20 protein-coding genes are annotated in these 18,087 nt (G+C 74.5%); 13 read left to right on the forward strand and 7 right to left on the reverse strand.

Annotated elements, in window-relative coordinates; translation table 11 throughout:
- Positions 1-103: 103 nt before the first annotated feature.
- Both ACF1AL_RS10900 and ACF1AL_RS10905 read left to right on the forward strand, forming a co-directional pair.
- The gene (locus ACF1AL_RS10900) at positions 104-694 is read left to right on the forward strand and encodes a helix-turn-helix domain-containing protein (protein WP_366835890.1); all 591 of its coding nucleotides are present in this window, start codon (positions 104-106) and stop codon (positions 692-694) included.
- A gap of 12 nt (positions 695-706) precedes the next feature.
- Positions 707-1,951 carry an MFS transporter gene (locus ACF1AL_RS10905; protein ID WP_391825804.1) on the forward strand — a complete coding sequence of 415 codons (1,245 nt, stop codon included), beginning with the start codon at positions 707-709 and terminating at the stop codon, positions 1,949-1,951.
- Positions 1,952-1,976: 25 nt separating this feature from the next.
- Here the strand turns inward: ACF1AL_RS10905 and ACF1AL_RS10910 are convergent, their stop codons facing one another.
- Positions 1,977-2,612 carry a TIGR03085 family metal-binding protein gene (locus ACF1AL_RS10910; RefSeq protein WP_366835888.1) on the reverse strand — a complete coding sequence of 212 codons (636 nt, stop codon included), beginning with the start codon at positions 2,610-2,612 and terminating at the stop codon, positions 1,977-1,979.
- Between the two features lie 61 nt (positions 2,613-2,673).
- Between ACF1AL_RS10910 and hisI the strand changes: the two genes are divergently transcribed.
- The 11 genes from hisI to lgt all read left to right on the forward strand — a co-directional run bounded on the left by hisI (position 2,674) and on the right by lgt (position 11,647).
- Complete coding sequence (gene hisI / locus ACF1AL_RS10915; RefSeq protein ID WP_386418983.1) at positions 2,674-3,063, forward strand: phosphoribosyl-AMP cyclohydrolase; 390 nt, start codon at positions 2,674-2,676, stop codon at positions 3,061-3,063.
- 11 nt (positions 3,064-3,074) lie between these two features.
- The gene (locus ACF1AL_RS10920; protein WP_391778786.1) at positions 3,075-4,574 is read left to right on the forward strand and encodes an anthranilate synthase component I; all 1,500 of its coding nucleotides are present in this window, start codon (positions 3,075-3,077) and stop codon (positions 4,572-4,574) included.
- Positions 4,575-4,647: 73 nt separating this feature from the next.
- Complete coding sequence (locus tag ACF1AL_RS10925) at positions 4,648-5,307, forward strand: TIGR02234 family membrane protein (protein ID WP_366835885.1); 660 nt, start codon at positions 4,648-4,650, stop codon at positions 5,305-5,307.
- Positions 5,308-5,422: 115 nt separating this feature from the next.
- The gene (locus tag ACF1AL_RS10930; RefSeq protein ID WP_366835884.1) at positions 5,423-5,686 is read left to right on the forward strand and encodes an HGxxPAAW family protein; all 264 of its coding nucleotides are present in this window, start codon (positions 5,423-5,425) and stop codon (positions 5,684-5,686) included.
- A gap of 190 nt (positions 5,687-5,876) precedes the next feature.
- Complete coding sequence (locus tag ACF1AL_RS10935) at positions 5,877-6,290, forward strand: DUF2752 domain-containing protein (RefSeq protein ID WP_386585956.1); 414 nt, start codon at positions 5,877-5,879, stop codon at positions 6,288-6,290.
- Between the two features lie 140 nt (positions 6,291-6,430).
- Positions 6,431-7,240, forward strand: coding sequence for an indole-3-glycerol phosphate synthase TrpC (gene trpC / locus ACF1AL_RS10940; RefSeq protein WP_384207121.1), 810 nt, complete (start codon positions 6,431-6,433; stop codon positions 7,238-7,240).
- A 21-nt stretch (positions 7,241-7,261) separates the two neighbouring features.
- Positions 7,262-7,435 carry a tryptophan biosynthesis modulator TrpM gene (gene trpM, locus ACF1AL_RS10945; RefSeq protein ID WP_366835881.1) on the forward strand — a complete coding sequence of 58 codons (174 nt, stop codon included), beginning with the start codon at positions 7,262-7,264 and terminating at the stop codon, positions 7,433-7,435.
- Between the two features lie 149 nt (positions 7,436-7,584).
- A complete protein-coding gene (gene trpB / locus ACF1AL_RS10950) occupies positions 7,585-8,868 on the forward strand; it encodes a tryptophan synthase subunit beta (RefSeq protein ID WP_366835880.1) in 1,284 nt (427 codons plus the stop codon).
- The gene (trpA, locus tag ACF1AL_RS10955) at positions 8,865-9,683 is read left to right on the forward strand and encodes a tryptophan synthase subunit alpha (protein WP_366835879.1); all 819 of its coding nucleotides are present in this window, start codon (positions 8,865-8,867) and stop codon (positions 9,681-9,683) included. Before trpB ends, trpA begins: the two co-directional genes overlap by 4 nt.
- Before the next feature lie 108 nt (positions 9,684-9,791).
- Positions 9,792-10,568 carry a thioredoxin domain-containing protein gene (locus ACF1AL_RS10960; protein ID WP_366835878.1) on the forward strand — a complete coding sequence of 259 codons (777 nt, stop codon included), beginning with the start codon at positions 9,792-9,794 and terminating at the stop codon, positions 10,566-10,568.
- Positions 10,569-10,687: 119 nt separating this feature from the next.
- Complete coding sequence (gene lgt / locus ACF1AL_RS10965) at positions 10,688-11,647, forward strand: prolipoprotein diacylglyceryl transferase (protein ID WP_366835877.1); 960 nt, start codon at positions 10,688-10,690, stop codon at positions 11,645-11,647.
- Positions 11,648-11,792: 145 nt separating this feature from the next.
- Here lgt and ACF1AL_RS10970 read toward each other — a convergent pair whose 3' ends face one another.
- The 6 genes from ACF1AL_RS10970 to ACF1AL_RS10995 form a co-directional block, all read right to left on the reverse strand.
- On the reverse strand, positions 11,793-12,653 hold the full coding sequence (locus ACF1AL_RS10970) for an HpcH/HpaI aldolase/citrate lyase family protein (RefSeq protein ID WP_391825805.1): 861 nt from the start codon (positions 12,651-12,653) through the stop codon (positions 11,793-11,795).
- The gene (locus ACF1AL_RS10975; protein WP_391825806.1) at positions 12,650-13,984 is read right to left on the reverse strand and encodes a CoA transferase; all 1,335 of its coding nucleotides are present in this window, start codon (positions 13,982-13,984) and stop codon (positions 12,650-12,652) included. The genes ACF1AL_RS10970 and ACF1AL_RS10975 overlap by 4 nt, the downstream gene beginning before the upstream one ends.
- Positions 13,981-15,336 (reverse strand): ADP-ribosylglycohydrolase family protein, encoded by a 1,356-nt coding sequence (locus ACF1AL_RS10980; protein ID WP_386420930.1) that lies wholly within the window; start codon positions 15,334-15,336, stop codon positions 13,981-13,983. Before ACF1AL_RS10980 ends, ACF1AL_RS10975 begins: the two co-directional genes overlap by 4 nt.
- The gene (locus tag ACF1AL_RS10985) at positions 15,324-16,502 is read right to left on the reverse strand and encodes an ADP-ribosylglycohydrolase family protein (protein ID WP_384207109.1); all 1,179 of its coding nucleotides are present in this window, start codon (positions 16,500-16,502) and stop codon (positions 15,324-15,326) included. The genes ACF1AL_RS10980 and ACF1AL_RS10985 overlap by 13 nt, the downstream gene beginning before the upstream one ends.
- Before the next feature lie 8 nt (positions 16,503-16,510).
- On the reverse strand, positions 16,511-17,626 hold the full coding sequence (locus tag ACF1AL_RS10990) for an ADP-ribosylglycohydrolase family protein (RefSeq protein WP_391825807.1): 1,116 nt from the start codon (positions 17,624-17,626) through the stop codon (positions 16,511-16,513).
- 139 nt (positions 17,627-17,765) lie between these two features.
- The gene (locus ACF1AL_RS10995; protein WP_391825808.1) at positions 17,766-17,984 is read right to left on the reverse strand and encodes a hypothetical protein; all 219 of its coding nucleotides are present in this window, start codon (positions 17,982-17,984) and stop codon (positions 17,766-17,768) included.
- Positions 17,985-18,087 lie beyond the last annotated feature (103 nt).

Genomic DNA, 18,087 nt, shown 5'->3' on the forward strand with positions numbered 1-18,087 from the left:
CCGGCCGGTGCGGAACCGGCCGGGGCTTTTCTGCGGCCGGATGCGAAAGGAAAGTTGCGCAAAATATGTTGTGCAACTTTTCTCTCCTATCTACGGTGGGGGCATGGCAGACAGGGAGAGAGACCGCCGGATCCGGGACGTGGGCACGCTCAAGGCACTCGCCCATCCGCTGCGGATGAAGCTGTACCGGGCGCTGACCATCGCCCGCACCGCCACCGCCTCACAGCTCGCCGAGCAGGTCGACGAGGCGGTGTCCCTGGTCAGCTACCACCTGCGCAAGCTCGCCGAGCACGGCCTCATCGAGGAGGCCGAGACCCAGAGCACGGACGCCCGGGAACGCTGGTGGCAGCCCTCCACGGACGGGGTCACCATCCGCGACGAGGACTTCCGCGACGCGCCCGAGAAGGCCGCCGCGCACACCGCCGCCAGCCGCCTCTTCTTCGAGCAGCGCGCCGACATGTACCGCCGCTTCCTCGACGAGCGCGCCCACTGGGGCGCCGTGTGGAACACCGCCTCGGACTCCTCCGAGTGGCTGCTCAAGCTCACGCCCGACGAGCTGTCCCGGCTGTCGAAGGAGATGTACGACCTCGTGCGCAAGTACGAGGAGCTCGGCCGGGCCGCCGCGGAAGCGGGCGACACCGAAGACCGCGAGAACGTCGCGGTGCACACGTACGGCTTCCCCTTCCGCGTCTGAGAGGACCGCCCGGTGTCCACCACCGCCGTGCCCGTCGTCGCCCCGGCCGACGACAGAGCCGCCCACCGCGACCCCAACGTCCTGCGCTGGCTCGGCGCCTACCTCTCCGGCGCGGTCGGCGACAACGTCTACTACATCGCCCTGTCCTGGGCCGCCGTCCAGAGCGGCACGCCCGCCCAGGCCGGACTCGTCACCGCGGCGAGCGCCCTGCCGCGCGCCCTGCTGATGCTCGGCGGGGGAGTGCTGGCCGACCGCTACGGGCCCCGCCGGGTCGTCCTCGGCTCCACCGCCGCCCGCGGCGCCCTCGTCCTCACCGCGGCCGTCCTGCTCCTGGCCACCAGCCCCGGGCTGTGGGCGCTCGGCGCGGTCGCCGTCCTCTTCGGTGTCGTCGACGCCGTGTTCCTGCCCGCCGCCGGCTCGCTGCCCGCGCGGATCACCGCACGCGGCCAGCTCGCCCGCGTCCAGGGCATGCGGGGCCTGGGCACCCGGCTCGCCAACGTCCTCGGCGGACCGCTCGGCGGCCTCGGCGTCGCCGTCGGCGGCACGGCCGGCGCCTTCGGGCTGGCCGCGCTGCTGGTCGGCGTGTCCCTGCCGCTGCTGCTGACCGTGCGGGTCGCGGCGCTGCCGCCCGACGAACGGCAGGAGCGCCGCGCGCCCCTGGCCGAACTGCGCGACGGGCTGCGCCACATCCGGCGCCACCCGGTGCTGCGGCCCCTGGTGATCGCCGCCGCCCTGTCCGACCTCGGCTTCGTCGGCCCGATGAACCTCGGCCTGACCCTCCTCGCCCAGCAGCGCGGCTGGGGCTCCGCCGGCATGGGCTGGGTGCTCGCCGGCTTCGGCACCGGCGCGGGCGCCGCCTCCCTGCTGCTCACCTGGCGCGGCCGGATGCCCCGGGCCGCCGTCGTGGCGGCCGGGACCAACCTGGTGGCCGCCGTCGCGATCGCCGCGCTCGCCCAGGTGCCCTCCGTCGTCGGCGCGGCCGGCGTGGCCGCGCTCATCGGCGTGTCCGCCGGCCTGAGCGGCGCCCTGTGCGGGGCGCTCGTCCAGGCCCACGCGGGCGCCGCCTACCTCGGCCGCGTCCTGTCCGTCTCCACGATCGTCGGCTTCGGCGTCGCCCCGCTCACCTTCCCCGTGATCGGCACGGCCGTCGCGGCGTGGGGCACCGGCCCGGTCTTCGCGGTCTGCGCCGGGGTGAGCGCCCTGGCCGCAGCCGTCGTCCTGGCCGTACGCGACCTGCGCCGCGCCGAGCTGCCGTGAGGCGGGGAGACCTGAGCGGGACCCCTCAGATGCCCAGTTCCTTCGCCTCGTGGAGCTTGGCGATCGCGTCCTCGTCGCCGTCCAGGGAGACCTTCGCCGCGTTCTGGCGGCCGTAGAGGAACAGCAGCAGCTCGGACGGCTCGCCCGTCACCGTGACCACCGGGGTGCCGCGGTGGGCGACCGCCGTCTGGCCGTCGGGGCGGCGCAGGACCAGGCCCGTGGGGGCGCTGCGGCCCATCAGGCGGGCCGTGCGCTCCAGGCGCGACCACAGGGCGTCCTGGAACACCGGGTCCAGCTCGCGCGCCGACCAGTCCGGCTGGGCGCGGCGGACGTCCTCGGCGTGGACGTAGAACTCGATCGTGTTCGCCGCCTCGTCGATCTGCTTGAGCTGGAACGGCGAGAAGCGCGGCGGACCCGTCCGGATGAGCTGGATCAGCTCCTCGTACGGCTTCGCCGCGAACTCCTCCATCACCTTCTCCAGGCGGGACGCCAGCGGCTTGATCAGGACGCCCCCGGCGGCGTCCGGGCGGCGCTCGCGCACCACCACGTGCGCGGCGAGGTCACGGGTCAGCCAGCCCTCGCACAGGGTCGGGGCCTCGGGGCCGGCCGTCTCCAGGAGGTCGGCGAGCAGAAGTCGTTCACGCTTGGCGAAGGTCGACATACCGTCAGCGTACGACCACCCTGTGGACACGGCACGGGCGTCGCCCCGGCCGCGCGGCACAATGGCACTCATGACCAGCAGCAACCTCGACCCGGAGATCGCCGCGCGCCTCAAGCGCAGCCCCGACGGCCTCCTGCCCGCGATCGCCCAGCAGTACGACACCGGGGAGGTGCTCATGCTCGGCTGGATGGACGACGAGGCCCTGCACCGCACCCTCACCACCGGCCGCTGCACCTACTGGTCGCGCAGCCGCCAGGAGTACTGGGTCAAGGGCGACACCTCCGGGCACTTCCAGTGGGTGAAGTCCGTCGCCCTGGACTGCGACGCCGACACCGTGCTCGTCAAGGTCGACCAGGTCGGCGCCGCCTGCCACACCGGGGCGCGCACCTGCTTCGACGCCGACGTGCTGCTGAAGGACGCCGATTCGGGCGCCGGCGCCCCGGATCAGTAAGGTCGGCGGCCATGGACCTCGAGACGTTCCGCAAGCTGGCCGGCGACCGCCGCGTCATCCCGGTCACCCGCAAGCTCCTCGCCGACGGCGACACACCGGTCGCCCTCTACCGCAAGCTCGCCGCCGAGCGCCCGGGCACGTTCCTGCTGGAGTCCGCGGAGAACGGCCGCACGGCGTTTCAATGGTCTCGCTACTCCTTCGTGGGCGTCCGCAGCGCCGCCACCCTCACCGTGCGCGACGGCGAGGCGCACTGGCTGGGCACCCCGCCCGTGGGCGTGCCCACCGCCGGCGACCCGCTGGCCGCGCTGCGCGCCACCCTGGAGGCACTGCACACCCCGCGCGACCTCGCCCACGACCTGAACCTGCCGCCCTTCACCGGCGGCATGGTCGGCTACCTCGGCTACGACATCGTGCGCCGCCTGGAGAAGATCGGCCCCGGCGAGCGCGACGACCTGGGGCTGCCCGAGCTGACCATGCTCCTCACCAGCGACCTCGCCGTCATGGACCACTGGGAGGGCACGGTCTCGCTGATCGCCAACGCGATCAACCACAACGACCTGGACACGGGCGTGGACGAGGCCTACGCCGACGCGATCGCCCGGCTCGACGCCATGGAGGCCGACCTCTCCCGCGCGGTCGCCCAGCCGCCCGCCGTGCTGCCGCCCTCCGAGCTGCCCGAGTACACCGCGCTGTGGGGCGGCCCGGACTTCCAGGCCGCCGTGGAGGACGTCAAGGAGCGCATCCGGGCCGGCGAGGCCTTCCAGGTCGTCCCCTCGCAGCGCTTCGAGACCCCGTGCACGGCCACCGCGCTGGACGTCTACCGGGTGCTGCGGGCCACCAACCCGTCGCCGTACATGTACCTGTTCCGCTTCGACGGATTCGACGTCGTCGGCTCCTCGCCCGAGGCCCTGGTGAAGGTGGAGGACGGGCGGGCCATGGTGCACCCGATCGCCGGCACCCGGCCCCGCGGCGCCACCCCGCAGGAGGACCAGGCCCTCGCCGACGAACTCCTCGCCGACCCCAAGGAGCGCGCCGAGCACCTGATGCTCGTCGACCTCGGCCGCAACGACCTCGGCCGGGTCTGCGAGCCGGGCTCGGTGGAGGTCGTCGACTTCATGTCCATCGAGCGGTACTCGCACGTGATGCACATCGTCTCCACGGTCACCGGCCGGGTCGCCCCGGGCCGCACGGCCTTCGACGTGCTGACCGCCTGCTTCCCGGCCGGCACGCTCTCCGGCGCGCCGAAGCCCCGCGCGATGCAGATCATCGACGAGCTGGAGCCCTCCCGCCGCGGTCTGTACGGCGGCTGCGTCGGCTACCTCGACTTCGCCGGCGACTCCGACACCGCCATCGCCATCCGTACCGCCCTGCTGCGCGACGGCACGGCCTACGTCCAGGCCGGCGCCGGCATCGTCGCCGACTCCGACCCGGTCGCCGAGGACACCGAGTGCCGCAACAAGGCCGCGGCCGTCCTGCGGGCCGTCCACACCGCCAACCGGCTCGGCGGGTAACCGGCCGTCACGCGCCCGCCGCGGCGCTTGTCACGGGACCCCGGGTGACGGTTCACCCGGGGTTCGGGCGATAGTGGAGTACGTGACTGCCGTACCTCACCCCCGTACCGAAGCCGCTCCCGCCCGGTCGGGCCGCCGCAGCCTCGCCCTCGCCCTGCTGTGCGGAGCGCTCGGCGCGGCCGTCGCCCTGCTGTCCACCCGGCAGCGCTGGGCGGAGGGCACCGCGACGGTGGCCGGCGGCGCCTTCCCGCTCACCGCGAAGGGCAGCGACGTCACCGGCGTGCCCGCGGCGCTCGCGATAGTCGGCCTGGCCGCGCTGGTCGCCGTGTTCGCGGTCCGCCGGGCCGGACGGTTCGCCGTGGCGGCCATCCTCGCCCTGTCCGGCGCCGGGATCGTGACGGCCGCCCTGCTGGGCGCCCGCGACGGCAGCGCGCTGGACGACAAGGCCGCGGCGGCCTCCGGCGACACCTCCGCCACGGTGGCCGCCCTCACCCATACGGCCTGGCCCTACGTCGCGGCCGCCGGCGGCGCCCTCATCCTGCTGGCCGGCCTGCTCGCCCTGCGCTACGGCCGCCTGTGGCCCGCGATGTCCGGCCGCTACGAGCGCTCCGGCGCCCCCCGCCCGCGCCGCGCCGCCCGGCCCGTGGACCCCGACCGCCCGGAGGACCTGTGGAAGGCTCTCGACCGCGGCGAGGACCCGACCGGCACCGATGCGGCGGCCGGCCCGGCCTGACCGGCTCCGACGGCCCACCCCGGCGCACGGCACGCGCGCGCGTACGGGACAATGGAGCCGAACAAGCACGTCCGTCACGGACACGTACGAGACATTCGGCAACGAGGAGCAAGCAATGGCGGGCAGCAGCCACGGACACACCCCGGCCGCCTGGACCGGTGTCATCATCGCCTTCATCGGTTTCTGCGCCGCCGGCGCCTTCGTGGTGATGGCCGAGCCGGTCGGCTTCTGGGTCAGCATGGGCGTCGTGTGCCTCGGCGGCGTCGTCGGCGGCATCATGCGCGCCATGGGCATGGGCGCCCCGAAGTCCGCGTCCGAGCCGCTGGTGATGGCCGATCGCCCCACCGCCAACCGCGAGGCGGCCGTCGCCAAGGGCTGAGCCCCCGGCGGACCACCCGACCGGACGCCCGTGAGGGGCGCCCCGGCACGCACGCGTGCCGGGGCGCCCCTCACGGCGTTCCGAAGCCGTCCGGAGCCGCCTCGCAGCGTTCTGGAGCCGTCCGGAGCCGTCCGCAGAGGGCACACGGGCGGCACGCCCCGCACGGCGTTCCCGGCGCCGGGAGAGCACAATGCGGGACGTGAAGCACGCAGTCCTCGGGCGGCTCGCCGCGCCCGCCGCCGCCCTGGCCGCCGTCGCGGGCGCCTTCGCCTACGTCGGCGCCGTCGACCCCAACGAGCCCGGCCACTACCCGGCCTGCCCCCTGCTGCGCCTCACCGGCATCTACTGCCCCGGCTGCGGCGGGCTGCGCAGCGCGCACGCCGTCGTGCACGGCGACCTCGCGGGTGCCCTGCACGACAACGCGATGGCCGTGCTCGGCTATGCGGGTTGCGCGGTGCTGTGGACCGTCTGGGTGGTGCACGCGGTGCGTGGGCGTCCGTTCCGGCCCGACCCGCGGCCCGCGCAGCTGTGGGCGCTGGGCGGGCTGCTGCTGGCCTTCACGGTTGTCCGGAACCTGCCGTTCGGCGGCTGGCTCCACCCTTGAGCGATCACCGGACGTCCAGGTAGTGGGACCGGCGCGCACCGGATGCGAGGTCATGGCCCGCGGGCGGATACCATCGCAGTGACCAATGGTTCCCCCCTGGTCGCTGGAATGTGTCAACCGTCTGGAAGGGGGCCGCTCGCGTGAGTGTGCTCGACGAGATCATCGACGGAGTCCGTGCCGACCTCGCGGAGCGGCAGGCGCGCGTCAGCCTCGACGAGCTCAAGGAGCGCGCGGCGAAGGCCCCCGCGGCCAAGGACGGGGTGGCCGCGCTCAAGGGCGACGGCGTCAAGGTGATCTGCGAGGTCAAGCGCTCCAGCCCCTCCAAGGGCGCGCTGGCCGCGATCGCCGACCCGGCCGGGCTCGCCGCGGACTACGAGGCGGGCGGCGCGGCCGTCATCTCCGTGCTGACCGAGCAGCGCCGTTTCGGCGGCTCGCTGGCCGACCTGGAGGCGGTGCGCGCCCGGGTCGACATCCCGGTCCTGCGCAAGGACTTCATCGTCACGTCGTACCAGCTCTGGGAGGCCCGGGCCTACGGCGCCGACCTCGCCCTGCTGATCGTCGCCGCCCTGGAGCAGCCGGCCCTGGAGTCGCTGATCGAGCGGGCCGTCTCCATCGGCCTCACCCCGCTGGTCGAGGTGCACGACGAGGACGAGGTCGAGCGGGCGGTGGACGCCGGTGCCAAGATCATCGGCGTCAACGCGCGCAACCTCAAGACGCTGGAGGTCGACCGCGGCACGTTCGAGCGGGTCGCCCCGGAGATCCCGGACCACCTCGTCAAGGTCGCCGAGTCCGGCGTCCGCGGCCCGCACGACCTGATCGCCTACGCCAACGCCGGCGCCGACGCCGTCCTCGTGGGCGAGTCCCTGGTCACCGGCAAGGACCCCAAGGCCGCCGTCGCCGACCTGGTCGCCGCGGGCGAACACCCGGCACTGCGCCACGGCCGGGGCTGAGCTCCCGCTAGGCTGGCCCCGATGAGCACTCCGACGACCGTGACCACCGTGGACCGGTACGCGCGCCTGGCGCGCGGCTGCCGTCCCCGGGGCTGCCGCGCGCCCGCGCGCCGCGTGCACGGCCGCCGCGTCCGCTACGTCATCGGGGACGAGCCGGGCCAGGTGAACGGCCGCCGATGGCAGCGCGCCCTTTAGGGGCGCGGGACTGTACTGATCTGCGGCTGCCGCAGCGCGGGCGCGGCAAGCCACGACCGGCTCGCAGCCGACAGATCACCGAACCGACAGACCACCCGAGCCCCCACGGCGAACAGTTTTTCCCGGAACACTCACCGTGAGGTACTCGCATGCCCAGCGACTTCTTCATTCCCGACCCGCAGGGTCACGTCCCGAACTCCGCAGGCTACTTCGGCGATTTCGGCGGCAAGTTCATCCCGGAGGCCCTCGTGGCCGCCGTGGACGAGGTGGCCGTCGAGTACGACAAGGCCAAGAACGACCCCGAGTTCGCCCGTGAACTCGACGACCTGCTGGTCAACTACACCGGCCGCCCGTCGGCCCTGACGGAGGTCCCCCGCTTCGCCGAGCACGCCGGCGGCGCCCGCGTGTTCCTCAAGCGCGAGGACCTCAACCACACCGGCTCGCACAAGATCAACAACGTGCTCGGCCAGGCCCTGCTCACCAAGCGCATGGGCAAGACCCGTGTCATCGCCGAGACCGGCGCCGGCCAGCACGGCGTCGCCACGGCCACCGCCTGCGCGCTGTTCGGTCTCGAGTGCACCATCTACATGGGTGAGATCGACACCCAGCGCCAGGCCCTCAACGTCGCCCGCATGCGCATGCTGGGCGCCGAGGTCGTGGCCGTGAAGTCCGGCAGCCGCACCCTGAAGGACGCCATCAACGAGGCGTTCCGCGACTGGGTCGCCAACGTCGACCGCACCCACTACCTCTTCGGCACGGTCGCCGGGCCCCACCCCTTCCCCGCGATGGTCCGCGACTTCCACCGCGTCATCGGCGTGGAGGCCCGCCGCCAGCTCCTGGAGCGGGCCGGCCGGCTCCCGGACGCGGCGATCGCCTGCGTCGGCGGCGGCTCCAACGCCATCGGCCTCTTCCACGCCTTCATCCCCGACGAGGGCGTGCGCCTGATCGGCTGCGAGCCCGCGGGCCACGGCATCGAGACCGGGGAGCACGCGGCCACGCTGACCGCGGGCGAGCCGGGCATCCTGCACGGTTCGCGCTCCTACGTCCTGCAGGACGAGGAGGGCCAGATCACCGAGCCGTACTCCATCTCGGCCGGTCTGGACTACCCGGGCATCGGTCCCGAGCACTCCTACCTGAAGGACTCCGGCCGCGGCGAGTACCGCGCCGTCACCGACGACGCCGCGATGCAGGCGCTGCGCCTGCTGTCGCGCACCGAGGGCATCATCCCGGCCATCGAGTCCGCCCACGCCCTCGCCGGCGCCCTGGACGTCGGCCGCGAGCTGGGCGAGGACGGCCTGATCGTGGTCAACCTGTCCGGGCGCGGCGACAAGGACATGGACACCGCGGCCCGCTACTTCGGGCTGTACGACACCGATGCGCAGGTGGCGGCGAACGAGGCCGACACGGCGGAGATCGAGGGGGACGCCAAGTGAGCGGGAACGTGCAGCTTCTGACGGACACCCTGGCCGCCGCCAAGGCGGAGGGCCGCTCCGCGCTCATCGCCTATCTGCCGGCCGGCTTCCCGACCGTGGACGGCGGCATCGAGGCGATCAAGGCCGTCTTCGACGGCGGCGCCGACGTCGTCGAGGTGGGCCTGCCGCACAGCGACCCCGTGCTGGACGGCCCGGTCATCCAGACCGCCGACGACATCGCGCTGCGCGGCGGCGTGAAGATCGCCGACGTGATGCGCACGGTGCGCGAGGCGCACCAGGCCACCGGCAAGCCGGTGCTGGTGATGACCTACTGGAACCCGATCGACCGGTACGGCGTCGAGCGGTTCACCGCCGAGCTGGCCGAGGCCGGCGGCGCCGGCTGCATCCTGCCCGACCTGCCGGTGCAGGAGTCGGCGCTGTGGCGGGAGCACGCCGACAAGCACGGGCTGGCGACCGTGTTCGTCGTGGCGCCCAGCAGCAAGGACGCCCGGCTCGCCGAGATCACCGCGGCGGGCAGCGGCTTCGTCTACGCCGCCTCGCTCATGGGCGTCACCGGCACCCGTGAGTCCGTCGGCGCGCAGGCCCAGGACCTGGTCCGGCGCACCCGCGCGACCGGCACCGGCCTGCCCGTCTGCGTCGGCCTCGGCGTGTCCAACCGCGCGCAGGCCGCCGAGGTGGCCGGCTTCGCCGACGGCGTGATCGTCGGCTCGGCCTTCGTCAAGCGGATGCTGGACGCGCCGGACGAGGCGGCCGGCCTGGAGGCCGTGCGCGCCCTCGCCGGTGAGCTCGCGCAGGGTGTGCGCGGCCGGGCGTAACGTCACGAACGGTACGACGTAACGTAACAATTCGGACATACGGTCACTCGAACGGGTGGACCTGGGACCGGGGAGGCGCAATGCGCCTCCCCGGTTCGTTCTGGGGGTGTGAGCGAGAAGAACCGTGACGGAAAGCGCACCGCCAGGGAGCGGCTGGCGGTCGAGCGCGAGAAGCAGAAGGCCGCCGAGAAACGCCGGCGCGCCCTGATCGTCGGCGCCAGTGTCGTGTGTGTCCTCGGCCTGGCGGCCGTGATCGGCGTGGTCGCCGCGAACGCCGGCAAGGACAAGGGCTCCAGCAGCGCGGGCCCGGTGGTCGCACCCTCCGGAGCGCAGGGCAAGGACGCCCTGGCGATCCCGGTCGGCAAGGACGGCGCCAAGTCGACGCTCGTCGTCTGGGAGGACTTCCGCTGCCCGGCCTGCCAGGCCTTCGAGACGGCGTACCGGCCGACGATCCACGAGCTCACCGGTGCCGGCCAGCTCAAGGTCGAGTACCACCTGGCCACCCTGATCGACGGCAACCTCGGCGGCAGCGGCTCCCGGCACGCCGCGAACGCCGCCGCCTGCGCCCAGGACGCGGGCAAGTTCACCGCGTACCACGACGTGCTGTACGAGAACCAGCCGAAGGAGACCGACGACGCCTACGCCCAGGACGCCAAGCTGATCGAGCTGGCCGGCAAGGTGCCCGGCCTGGACACGCCCGCCTTCCGCTCCTGCGTGCAGGACGGCAAGCACAACAGCTGGGTGGTCAAGTCCCACCAGGCGTTCCAGAAGGGCGGCTTCCAGGGCACCCCGACCGTGCTGCTCAACGGCAAGAACATCTACCAGGACCAGACGATGACCCCGGCGAAGCTGAAGCAGATGGTGCAGGAGGCCGCCAAGGGCTGAGCGTCGGCCGGCGGCGGGGCGGGGCGGCGTCTCACGGCGTTTTCTCACGTCCCCGTTATGGACCCGTAGCCGGGCTGCCTGCCGTCGGCCCGGTCCGGCACGGTAGCGTCGACCTTGCCATGGAACTTGCCTACATTCCCAGCCCGTCGCGCGGGGTGCTGTATCTCGGCCCCATTCCGCTGCGCGGCTACGCCTTCTGCATCATCATCGGCGTCTTCGTAGCCGTCTGGCTCGGCAACAAGCGCTGGATCGCCCGGGGCGGGCGGGCCGGCACGGTCGCGGACATCGCGGTCTGGGCGGTCCCGTTCGGCCTGGTCGGCGGGCGCCTCTACCACGTGATCACGGACTACGAGCTGTACTTCAGCGAGGGCCGGGACTGGGTGGATGCCTTCAAGGTGTGGGAGGGCGGCCTCGGCATCTGGGGCGCGATCGCGCTGGGCGCGCTCGGCGCGTGGATCGGCGCCCGCCGCCGGGGCATCCCGATGCCGGCCTACGCCGACGCCGTCGCCCCCGGCATCGCCCTCGCGCAGGCGATCGGCCGCTGGGGCAACTGGTTCAACCAGGAGCTGTACGGCCGGCCCACCGACCTGCCCTGGGCGCTGAAGATCACGTCCTCGACGGACGGGCGGGTGCCCGGCACCTACCACCCGACGTTCCTGTACGAGTCGCTGTGGTGCATCGGCGTCGCCCTGCTGGTGATCTGGGCCGACCGCCGCTTCCGGCTGGGCCACGGGCGGGCGTTCGCGCTGTACGTCGCCTCGTACTGCGTGGGCCGGTTCTGGATCGAGTACATGCGCGTCGACGACGCCCACCACATCCTGGGCCTGCGGCTGAACAACTGGACCGCGCTGTTCGTGTTCCTGCTGGCCGTCGTCTACATGGTGGTCTCGGCGAAGAAGCGGCCGGGCCGTGAGGCGGTCGTCGAGCCCGGCGCCCAGACCCCCGGCGAGGTGGCCGAGGCGGACGGCGAGGCCGACGGCACCGAGAAGACCGACGTGACGGCCGCCGAGGCCGAGGAGAAGTCCCCGGTGACCGACGAGGTGAAGGACGAGGCGGAGTCCGCGACCAAGAAGTCCTGACCCCGTCCGTCGTACGGCGATGAGGGCGCCCGGAGCTTTCCGGGCGCCCTTCGCCGTCCCTGAGGCGTCGCCCTGTCAGGCGCCGTCCTGTGAGGCGTCGCCCTGTCGGGCTCCTCGACCGGCCCATCGTCCCGTCCGGCGGCGGTCAGGCGCGCCGTGCCGCCAGCGCCAGCGTCCGGCGGGCCGCCGTCACCGCCGCCGCGTCGATGAACCGGCCGTCGGGCAGGGCCTGGGCGCCGGGCTGTGCGGCCGCCGCCTTGAGCACCGCCTCGGCGTCCTCGACCTCCCGTGGCGTCGGCAGATAGGCCCGCTCGATCACCGGCAGCTGCCGGGGGTGGATCGCGGCGCGCCCGAGGAAACCCAGGGCGCGGCCATGGGCGCAGCTCGCGGCGAGGCCGTCGAGGTCGCGGATGTCGGGGTGCACGGACTGGGCCGGCGGGGGCAGACCCGCCGCCCGCGCGGCGACCACCACCCGGGAGCGCGGCCAGTCCAGCCCCGCGTCGTCCAGGACACCCAGATCGCCGCGCAGGTCCGCCTCGCCGAGGGCGATCCCGCGCACGGCGCGGTGCGCGGTCGCGATGGCGTGGGCGTGCTCGATGCCCTGCGCGGACTCCAGCAGGGCGTACAGGCCGGGCACCCCGCCGCCGGCGGCGACCGTCCGCGCCGCGACCCGGACGATCTGCTCGGGGCCGGCGACCTTCGGCAGCCGCAGCCCCGCCACCCCCGGCAGGTGGGCGAGGGCCCGCAGATCGGCCGCCGCGAGCGGGCCGTCGAGGCGGTTGATCCGCACATGCACCGGCACCGGCTGCGGCTGGGTGAGCAGCTCGGCGGTCGCGGCGCGGGCGTACTCCTTGCGGTCGGGGGCCACCGCGTCCTCCAGGTCGATCACCACCACGTCGGCCCCGCAGGCCAGCGCCCCGGCGACGACGTGCGGCCGGTCCCCGGGCGCGTACAGCCAGGTGAGCGGGAGGCCGGCGGGCGGCGGGGTGTCCGGTGGGGGCGTCATACGGCGCCCTCCGCGCGCAGCGCCGCGACCTCGGCGGGGGTCAGGCCCAGCTCGGCGAGGACGGCGTCGGTGTCGGCGCCGTGCGGGCGGCCGGCCCAGCGGATCGCGCCGGGCGTGGCGGACAGCCGGAACAGCACGTTCTGCATGCGCAGCGGGCCGAGTTCCGGATCGTCGACGGTGGTGATCGTGCCCAGGGCCTGGTACTGCGGGTCGGTCATGATCTCCCGTACGTCCTGCACGGGGGCGATCGCGGCCTCGGCCTTCTCGAAGGCGGCGAGGACCTCCTCGCGGGTCCGGGTGGCGATCCAGCGGCCGACGGCCTCGTCGAGCAGGCCGGCGTGGCGGGCGCGGCCCTCGCCGGTGGCGAACCAGGGCTCCTGGGCCAGCTCCGGGCGGCCCACCAGCTCCATCACCCGCTCCGCCACCGACTGGGCCGAGGCGGAGACGGCCACCCAGGTGCCGTCGGCGGTGCGGTAGGTGTTGCGCGGGGCGTTGTTGGCGGACCGGTTCCCGGTGCGTTCCTGGACGTAGCCGAGCTGGTCGTACCAGGTCGGCTGCGGGCCGAGGACGGTCAGGATCGGTTCGATGATCGCCATGTCGACGACCTGCCCGGTGCCGGTGCGCTCCCGGGCGGCCAGCGCGGTCATCACGGCGTAGGCGGTGGCGAGCGCGGTGATGGAGTCGGCCAGGCCGAACGGCGGCAGGGTCGGCGGGGAGTCCGGCTCGCCGGTGATCGCCGCGAAGCCGCTCATCGCCTCGGCGAGGGTGCCGAAGCCGGGCCGGTGGGCGTAGGGGCCGAACTGGCCGAAGGCGGTGACGCGGGCGAGGACCAGCCGGGGGTTGGCGGCGGACAGCTCCTCCCAGCCCAGGTCCCACTTCTCCAGGGTGCCGGGGCGGAAGTTCTCCACGATCACGTCGGCGCCGGCCGCGAGCCGCAGCAGCGTGGCGCGGCCGCCGCGCGTGGACAGGTCGAGGGTCACGGTGCGCTTGTTGCGGCCGAGCACCTTCCACCACAGGCCGACGCCGTCCTTGGCCGGGCCGTGGCCGCGGGACGGGTCGGGTCTCGACGGGTGCTCGACCTTGATCACCTCGGCGCCGAAGTCGCCCAGCAGGGTGGCCGCGAGGGGCCCGGCGAAGAGGGTGGCGAGGTCCAGCACCCGCAACCCGGTGAGCGGGGTGGCCGTCGCGGTGCCCTGCGGTGTGTTGGTCGTGGGCGGGTTGCCTTCCGGTGGGGCGGTCGTGGACGGGTTGCCTTCCGGTGCGCCGCTCCTGGGCGGGTTGCCCTCCGGTGCGGCGGTCGTGGACGGGATGCCTCCCGGGGCTGCGGTCATGGACGGGATGCCTCCCGGTGTGTGAGGTGGGCGAGCGCGTCGAAGCCGATGCCGTCGAAGCCGGCGACGGACGTGGCGAGGCGGTTCTTCAGCGGCGCGGTCCAGCGGTCGGGCAGCGCGGCGGGGGAGCCGGCCAGGAGCCCGGCGACGCTGCCGGCGGTGGCGCCGTTGGAGTCGGTGTCCCAACCGCCGGACACCGCACGGCAGATGGACCCGGCGAAGTCGCCGTCGGCGTGGGTGAGGGCGGCGGCGATCAGGGCGGTGTTGGGCAGGGCGTGCACCCAGTGGTGGGTGGGGGACCAGCGGGCGTGCAGCCGGTCCACGACCGTGTCGAAGCCGGCGTGCTCGTGGGCGAGTTCCACCGCGTGCCGGACCGCCTCGGCCAGCCGGGAGCCGGGCGGGACCACCGTCAGGCCGATGCGCAGGCAGGCGTGGACGTCATGGCGTCCTGTGGCGGCCGCGGCGAGGGTGGCCGCCGTGAACATCGCGGCGTAGACACCGTTGGCGGTGTGGGTGAGGGTCGCGTCGCGGTGGGCCTGCGCGGCGGCCGCCGCCGGGTCGCCGGGGTTGGTCCAGCCGTGCACGTCGGCGCGGATCAGGGCGCCGATCCACTCGCGGAACGGGTTGCGGTACCGGGCGGTGTGCGGGGGCTCGATGCCGAGCAGCAGATTGCGCAGGGCGATGCGCTCGGCGGTGAAGACCCGGCCCGCCGGCAGCGTGTCGAGCCAGAGCGCGGCGACGTCGGCGGTGGTGAAGGCGCGGCCGTGGCGCTGCAGCAACCGCAGGTTGAGCAGGGGGTAGTCGAGGTCGTCGTCCTCCGGCATGCCCTCGATGGTCTCGGCGAGCGAGGTGGCGGCCGACCGGCGGTTCCACGGGTGGGCGGCCAGCAGCTCGGCGGGCACCCCGCGCGCGGTGAACCAGGTGCTCAGCGGCCAGTTGCCGACCGCCTGGGCGAGGGCGCGGATGCCGTCGAGCGGGAGCTTCTCGACGGGCTTGCCGAGCAGGCAGCCGGCGGCGCGGCCGAGCCAGGCGGCCTCCAGGCGCTCGGCGGTCACGGGGGTGCGCGGGGCGGGGGCGGGCCAGTCGGGGCACAGCCGCCGAATCCGGTCCAGGTCCGTCGGCTCGTCCAGCCGGCTGGGCAGATCGGCGAGTTCGTCCAGCAGGTCCTCGGCCAGCCGGCGCAGATAGGGGGAGACGGGACCGGGGGAGGCGCCGGCCCGCTCGGGCGCGTCCGGGCCGCCCGCCGCGCGCCAGCGTGCCGCGATCACCTTCGGTTCGCGGCCGTCCAGGGCCGCCTGGCGCAGTTCGTGGCCGATCAGGTCCTCCGGCTGCACCCAGGTCAGTCGGCGCATCCGGTGCCTCCCAGCCGTGCGAACGCCGCCTCGTGGGCCCGCCGGCGCGCCACGTCGCGGCGGAAGACCTCCCGGGTGACCTCGGTGAGGGTGCGGGCCGGTTCCCACAGGTCGAGACGGCTGGCCTCGGCGACCGTCTTCGCCCAGTCCTCCGGCACCGGGGAACCGAGGGCGCCCGCCAGCGCGCCCGCCATCGTGGCGATGGAGTCGCAGTCGCGGCCGTAGTTCACCGCGCCGAGCACGGCGTGCCGGTAGTCGCCGCGCGCGACCAGCAGCATCCCGAGCGCGATCGGCAGTTCCTCGATCGCGTGCAGCCGGGACGGTCGGCGGGCGCCGAGCGAGGGGGCGCGGTAGTCGGGGCCGACCGTGTCGTAGGGGGCGACCGCCTCCCGCAGCGGGACCAGGGCCGACTCGAAGTCCGTGTGGGCGCGGGCCACTTCGCAGACGCTCTCGATCGCCGCACGGGTGCCGTCCTTGGCCAGGGCCAGGCACGCCTCGACCACCGACTCCGGTGTCGCGTCCGGCGCGCAGGCCGCAGCCACGGCCGCCGCGAAGACACCGGCCGCCTCCCGGCCGTACGACGACTGGTGGGCGCCCGCCACGTCCAGCGCCTCGGCGTACGCGCCGGCGGGGTGGGCCGCGTTGACCAGGCCGACGGGCGCCATGTACATCGCGGCACCGCAGTTGACGAGATTGCCGGTGCCGGCCTCGCGGGGGTCGACATGGCCGTAGTGCAGCCGGGCCACCAGCCACTTCTCGGCGAGGAAGATCCGCTGCAGGGGCAGCGCCTCGGCCTCAAGCTCCGGGATCCAGCGCGGGGTGGTCATCAGGTCCGGGACCAGGTGGTCGGCGATCGCGTAGGCGTCGAGGTGGTCGCGGACCGTGGCGTACACCCGGACCAGGGCGTGGGTCATCAGGGTGTCGTCGGTGACGTGCCCGTCGCCCTTGTGGTACGGCGCGAGGGGGCGGGCGGTGCGCCAGTGCTCGCCGTGCCAGGGGCCGACGATGCCGTGGACGCGGCCGCCGTGACGTTCGGCGATCTGGTCGGGGGAGTAGCCCTCGACGGGGCCGCCGAGGGCGTCGCCGACGGCGGCGCCGACCAGGGCGCCGGTGATCCGGCCGGTCAGGGTCTCGTCCCCCGGGGTTTCTTCTCCTTTGGGCGTCATGCCCCGAATCATCCTCCCGGCGGGGCCGGTTGCACGGCTTCCAGTGACTCGGCGAGTTCCACCAGGTCGGTGCCGGTCAGCCGGGGCAGGGCGCAGCCGGTGAGGGTGCGGCAGGCGGCACGCCAGGTGTCGGGGATCGCGGCCGCCCCGCCGAGCGCCCCGGTGAGGGCGCCGGTCAGGGCCGGGGCGGAGTCGGCGACCCGGGACAGGCAGGCGGCGGCCGGGACGGCGGCGGCGACGTTGCCGTCGGCGGCGGTGGCCAGGGCGAGCGCCACGGGCACGGTCTCGGCGGCGGCGATGCCGTAGCTGTAGACGTGGTCGACGATCTGGTGTTCCAGGGGTGGCACCAGCGCGAAGGCGTTGTCGGCGTCGTGCGCGAGCTTGAGGGCGTGCCGGGCGTTGCGGCCGATCTCGGTGTCCTCGGGGAGTTCGGCGAGCGCGGCGGCCACGCAGGTGCCGGTGCCTGCGCCTGCGAGGGCGAGCGCCAGGGCGGCCGCCATCGCCCGGGCGCCGTGCACGCCGTCGCCGTCCTGCGTGTAGCGGGCGTCGAACTCGGCGAGGTCGGCGGCGGCCCGGGGGTCGCCGACGTGGGCGGCGGCCAGGACGCAGGCGCGCACGCAGGCGGCGTCGTCGAAGTAGTGCGGGTTGTCGTGGCCGGTGGCGGGTGGGCGCAGCCCGGCGGCGAGGTTGCCGAGTCCGGCGCGTACGGAGATGCGGGCGCGCAGCGGCAGCACGGCGGACTCGATCTCGGCGGCGCGCTCGGCCGCGGCGGCGACCTCGGCGGCCACGGCGGTCCAGGTCAGGTCGATGGCGGTGCGCACCCGGCGTTCCCGGCTGAGGTCGCCGAGGGCGTGGTCGTCGCCGGCCCGCAGCACGGCCTCGGCGGCGAAGGCCGCCCACTCGGCGTCGTCGGAGGGGCCGAGGCGCAGCGGCTCGGGGGGCTGGTTGAGCGCGATCGGCACGGGCAGGGTGGTCGTGGCGTTCTGCTCGGCGAAGGTGTCCAGCTCACGGGTGAGCCGCCGGGTCCACTCCGGCATCCGCGCGGCCCGGTGCCGCGCGGCGGGCCACCCGGCGGCATCCCCGGCGGCAAGCCCGAGCAGCAGCCCTTCGATACGGCGGGTCATGACCGGACCCCTCGGCGGGCGCCACCGGCGGCGACGACGGGGAGCGGCGGCCCCACGACAGGGCGGCTCATGGACGGGGCCTCGTCGAGGCTGTCGCCGGGGCTGTCGCCGGGGATGACTCGGGCTTCGGCGCGGCGGCTCATGGACGGGCCTCGTGGACGCTGTCGCCGGGGCTCGCGGTGGGGATGGCTCGGGCTTCGGTGTGGCGGGTCGTGGTCGGGGTCTTGGGGACGCTGTCGGCGGGGGTCGCGGCGGGGATGGCTCGGGCTTCGGTGCGGCGGGTCGTGGTCGGGGTCTCGGGGAGGTTGTCGCCGGGGCTCGGGGTGGGGATGACTCGGGCTTCGGCGCGGCGGGTCATGGACGGGCCTCGTTGCCGTCGTCACCGGGGTCCACGGCGGGGACGAGCGGGCCGGGCGCCCGGACTGCCCGGGCGGGCGGCGCCCACCCGCCGCCCGCTTCGG

The sequence above is a fragment of the Streptomyces sp. NPDC014801 genome (genome assembly GCF_043082085.1).
Classification (GTDB): Bacteria; Actinomycetota; Actinomycetes; order Streptomycetales; family Streptomycetaceae; genus Streptomyces.

Bases quoted from the DNA above. Each gene is read 5' to 3' on its own strand.
- ACF1AL_RS10985 (WP_384207109.1), bottom strand. From the start codon at position 16,502: ATGACGCCCAAAGGAGAAGAAACCCCGGGGGACGAGACCCTGACCGGC.
- ACF1AL_RS10995 (WP_391825808.1), bottom strand. From the start codon at position 17,984: ATGACCCGCCGCGCCGAAGCCCGAGTCATCCCCACCCCGAGCCCCGGC.
- ACF1AL_RS10930 (WP_366835884.1), top strand. From the start codon at position 5,423: ATGGCGGGCAGCAGCCACGGACACACCCCGGCCGCCTGGACCGGTGTC.
- ACF1AL_RS10975 (WP_391825806.1), bottom strand. From the start codon at position 13,984: ATGACCGCAGCCCCGGGAGGCATCCCGTCCACGACCGCCGCACCGGAG.
- ACF1AL_RS10920 (WP_391778786.1), top strand. From the start codon at position 3,075: ATGGACCTCGAGACGTTCCGCAAGCTGGCCGGCGACCGCCGCGTCATC.
- lgt (WP_366835877.1), top strand. From the start codon at position 10,688: ATGGAACTTGCCTACATTCCCAGCCCGTCGCGCGGGGTGCTGTATCTC.
- ACF1AL_RS10990 (WP_391825807.1), bottom strand. From the start codon at position 17,626: ATGACCCGCCGTATCGAAGGGCTGCTGCTCGGGCTTGCCGCCGGGGAT.
- ACF1AL_RS10900 (WP_366835890.1), top strand. From the start codon at position 104: ATGGCAGACAGGGAGAGAGACCGCCGGATCCGGGACGTGGGCACGCTC.
- trpB (WP_366835880.1), top strand. From the start codon at position 7,585: ATGCCCAGCGACTTCTTCATTCCCGACCCGCAGGGTCACGTCCCGAAC.
- ACF1AL_RS10970 (WP_391825805.1), bottom strand. From the start codon at position 12,653: ATGACGCCCCCACCGGACACCCCGCCGCCCGCCGGCCTCCCGCTCACC.
- ACF1AL_RS10910 (WP_366835888.1), bottom strand. From the start codon at position 2,612: ATGTCGACCTTCGCCAAGCGTGAACGACTTCTGCTCGCCGACCTCCTG.
- ACF1AL_RS10935 (WP_386585956.1), top strand. From the start codon at position 5,877: ATGCGGGACGTGAAGCACGCAGTCCTCGGGCGGCTCGCCGCGCCCGCC.
- ACF1AL_RS10980 (WP_386420930.1), bottom strand. From the start codon at position 15,336: ATGCGCCGACTGACCTGGGTGCAGCCGGAGGACCTGATCGGCCACGAA.
- trpM (WP_366835881.1), top strand. From the start codon at position 7,262: ATGAGCACTCCGACGACCGTGACCACCGTGGACCGGTACGCGCGCCTG.
- hisI (WP_386418983.1), top strand. From the start codon at position 2,674: ATGGCACTCATGACCAGCAGCAACCTCGACCCGGAGATCGCCGCGCGC.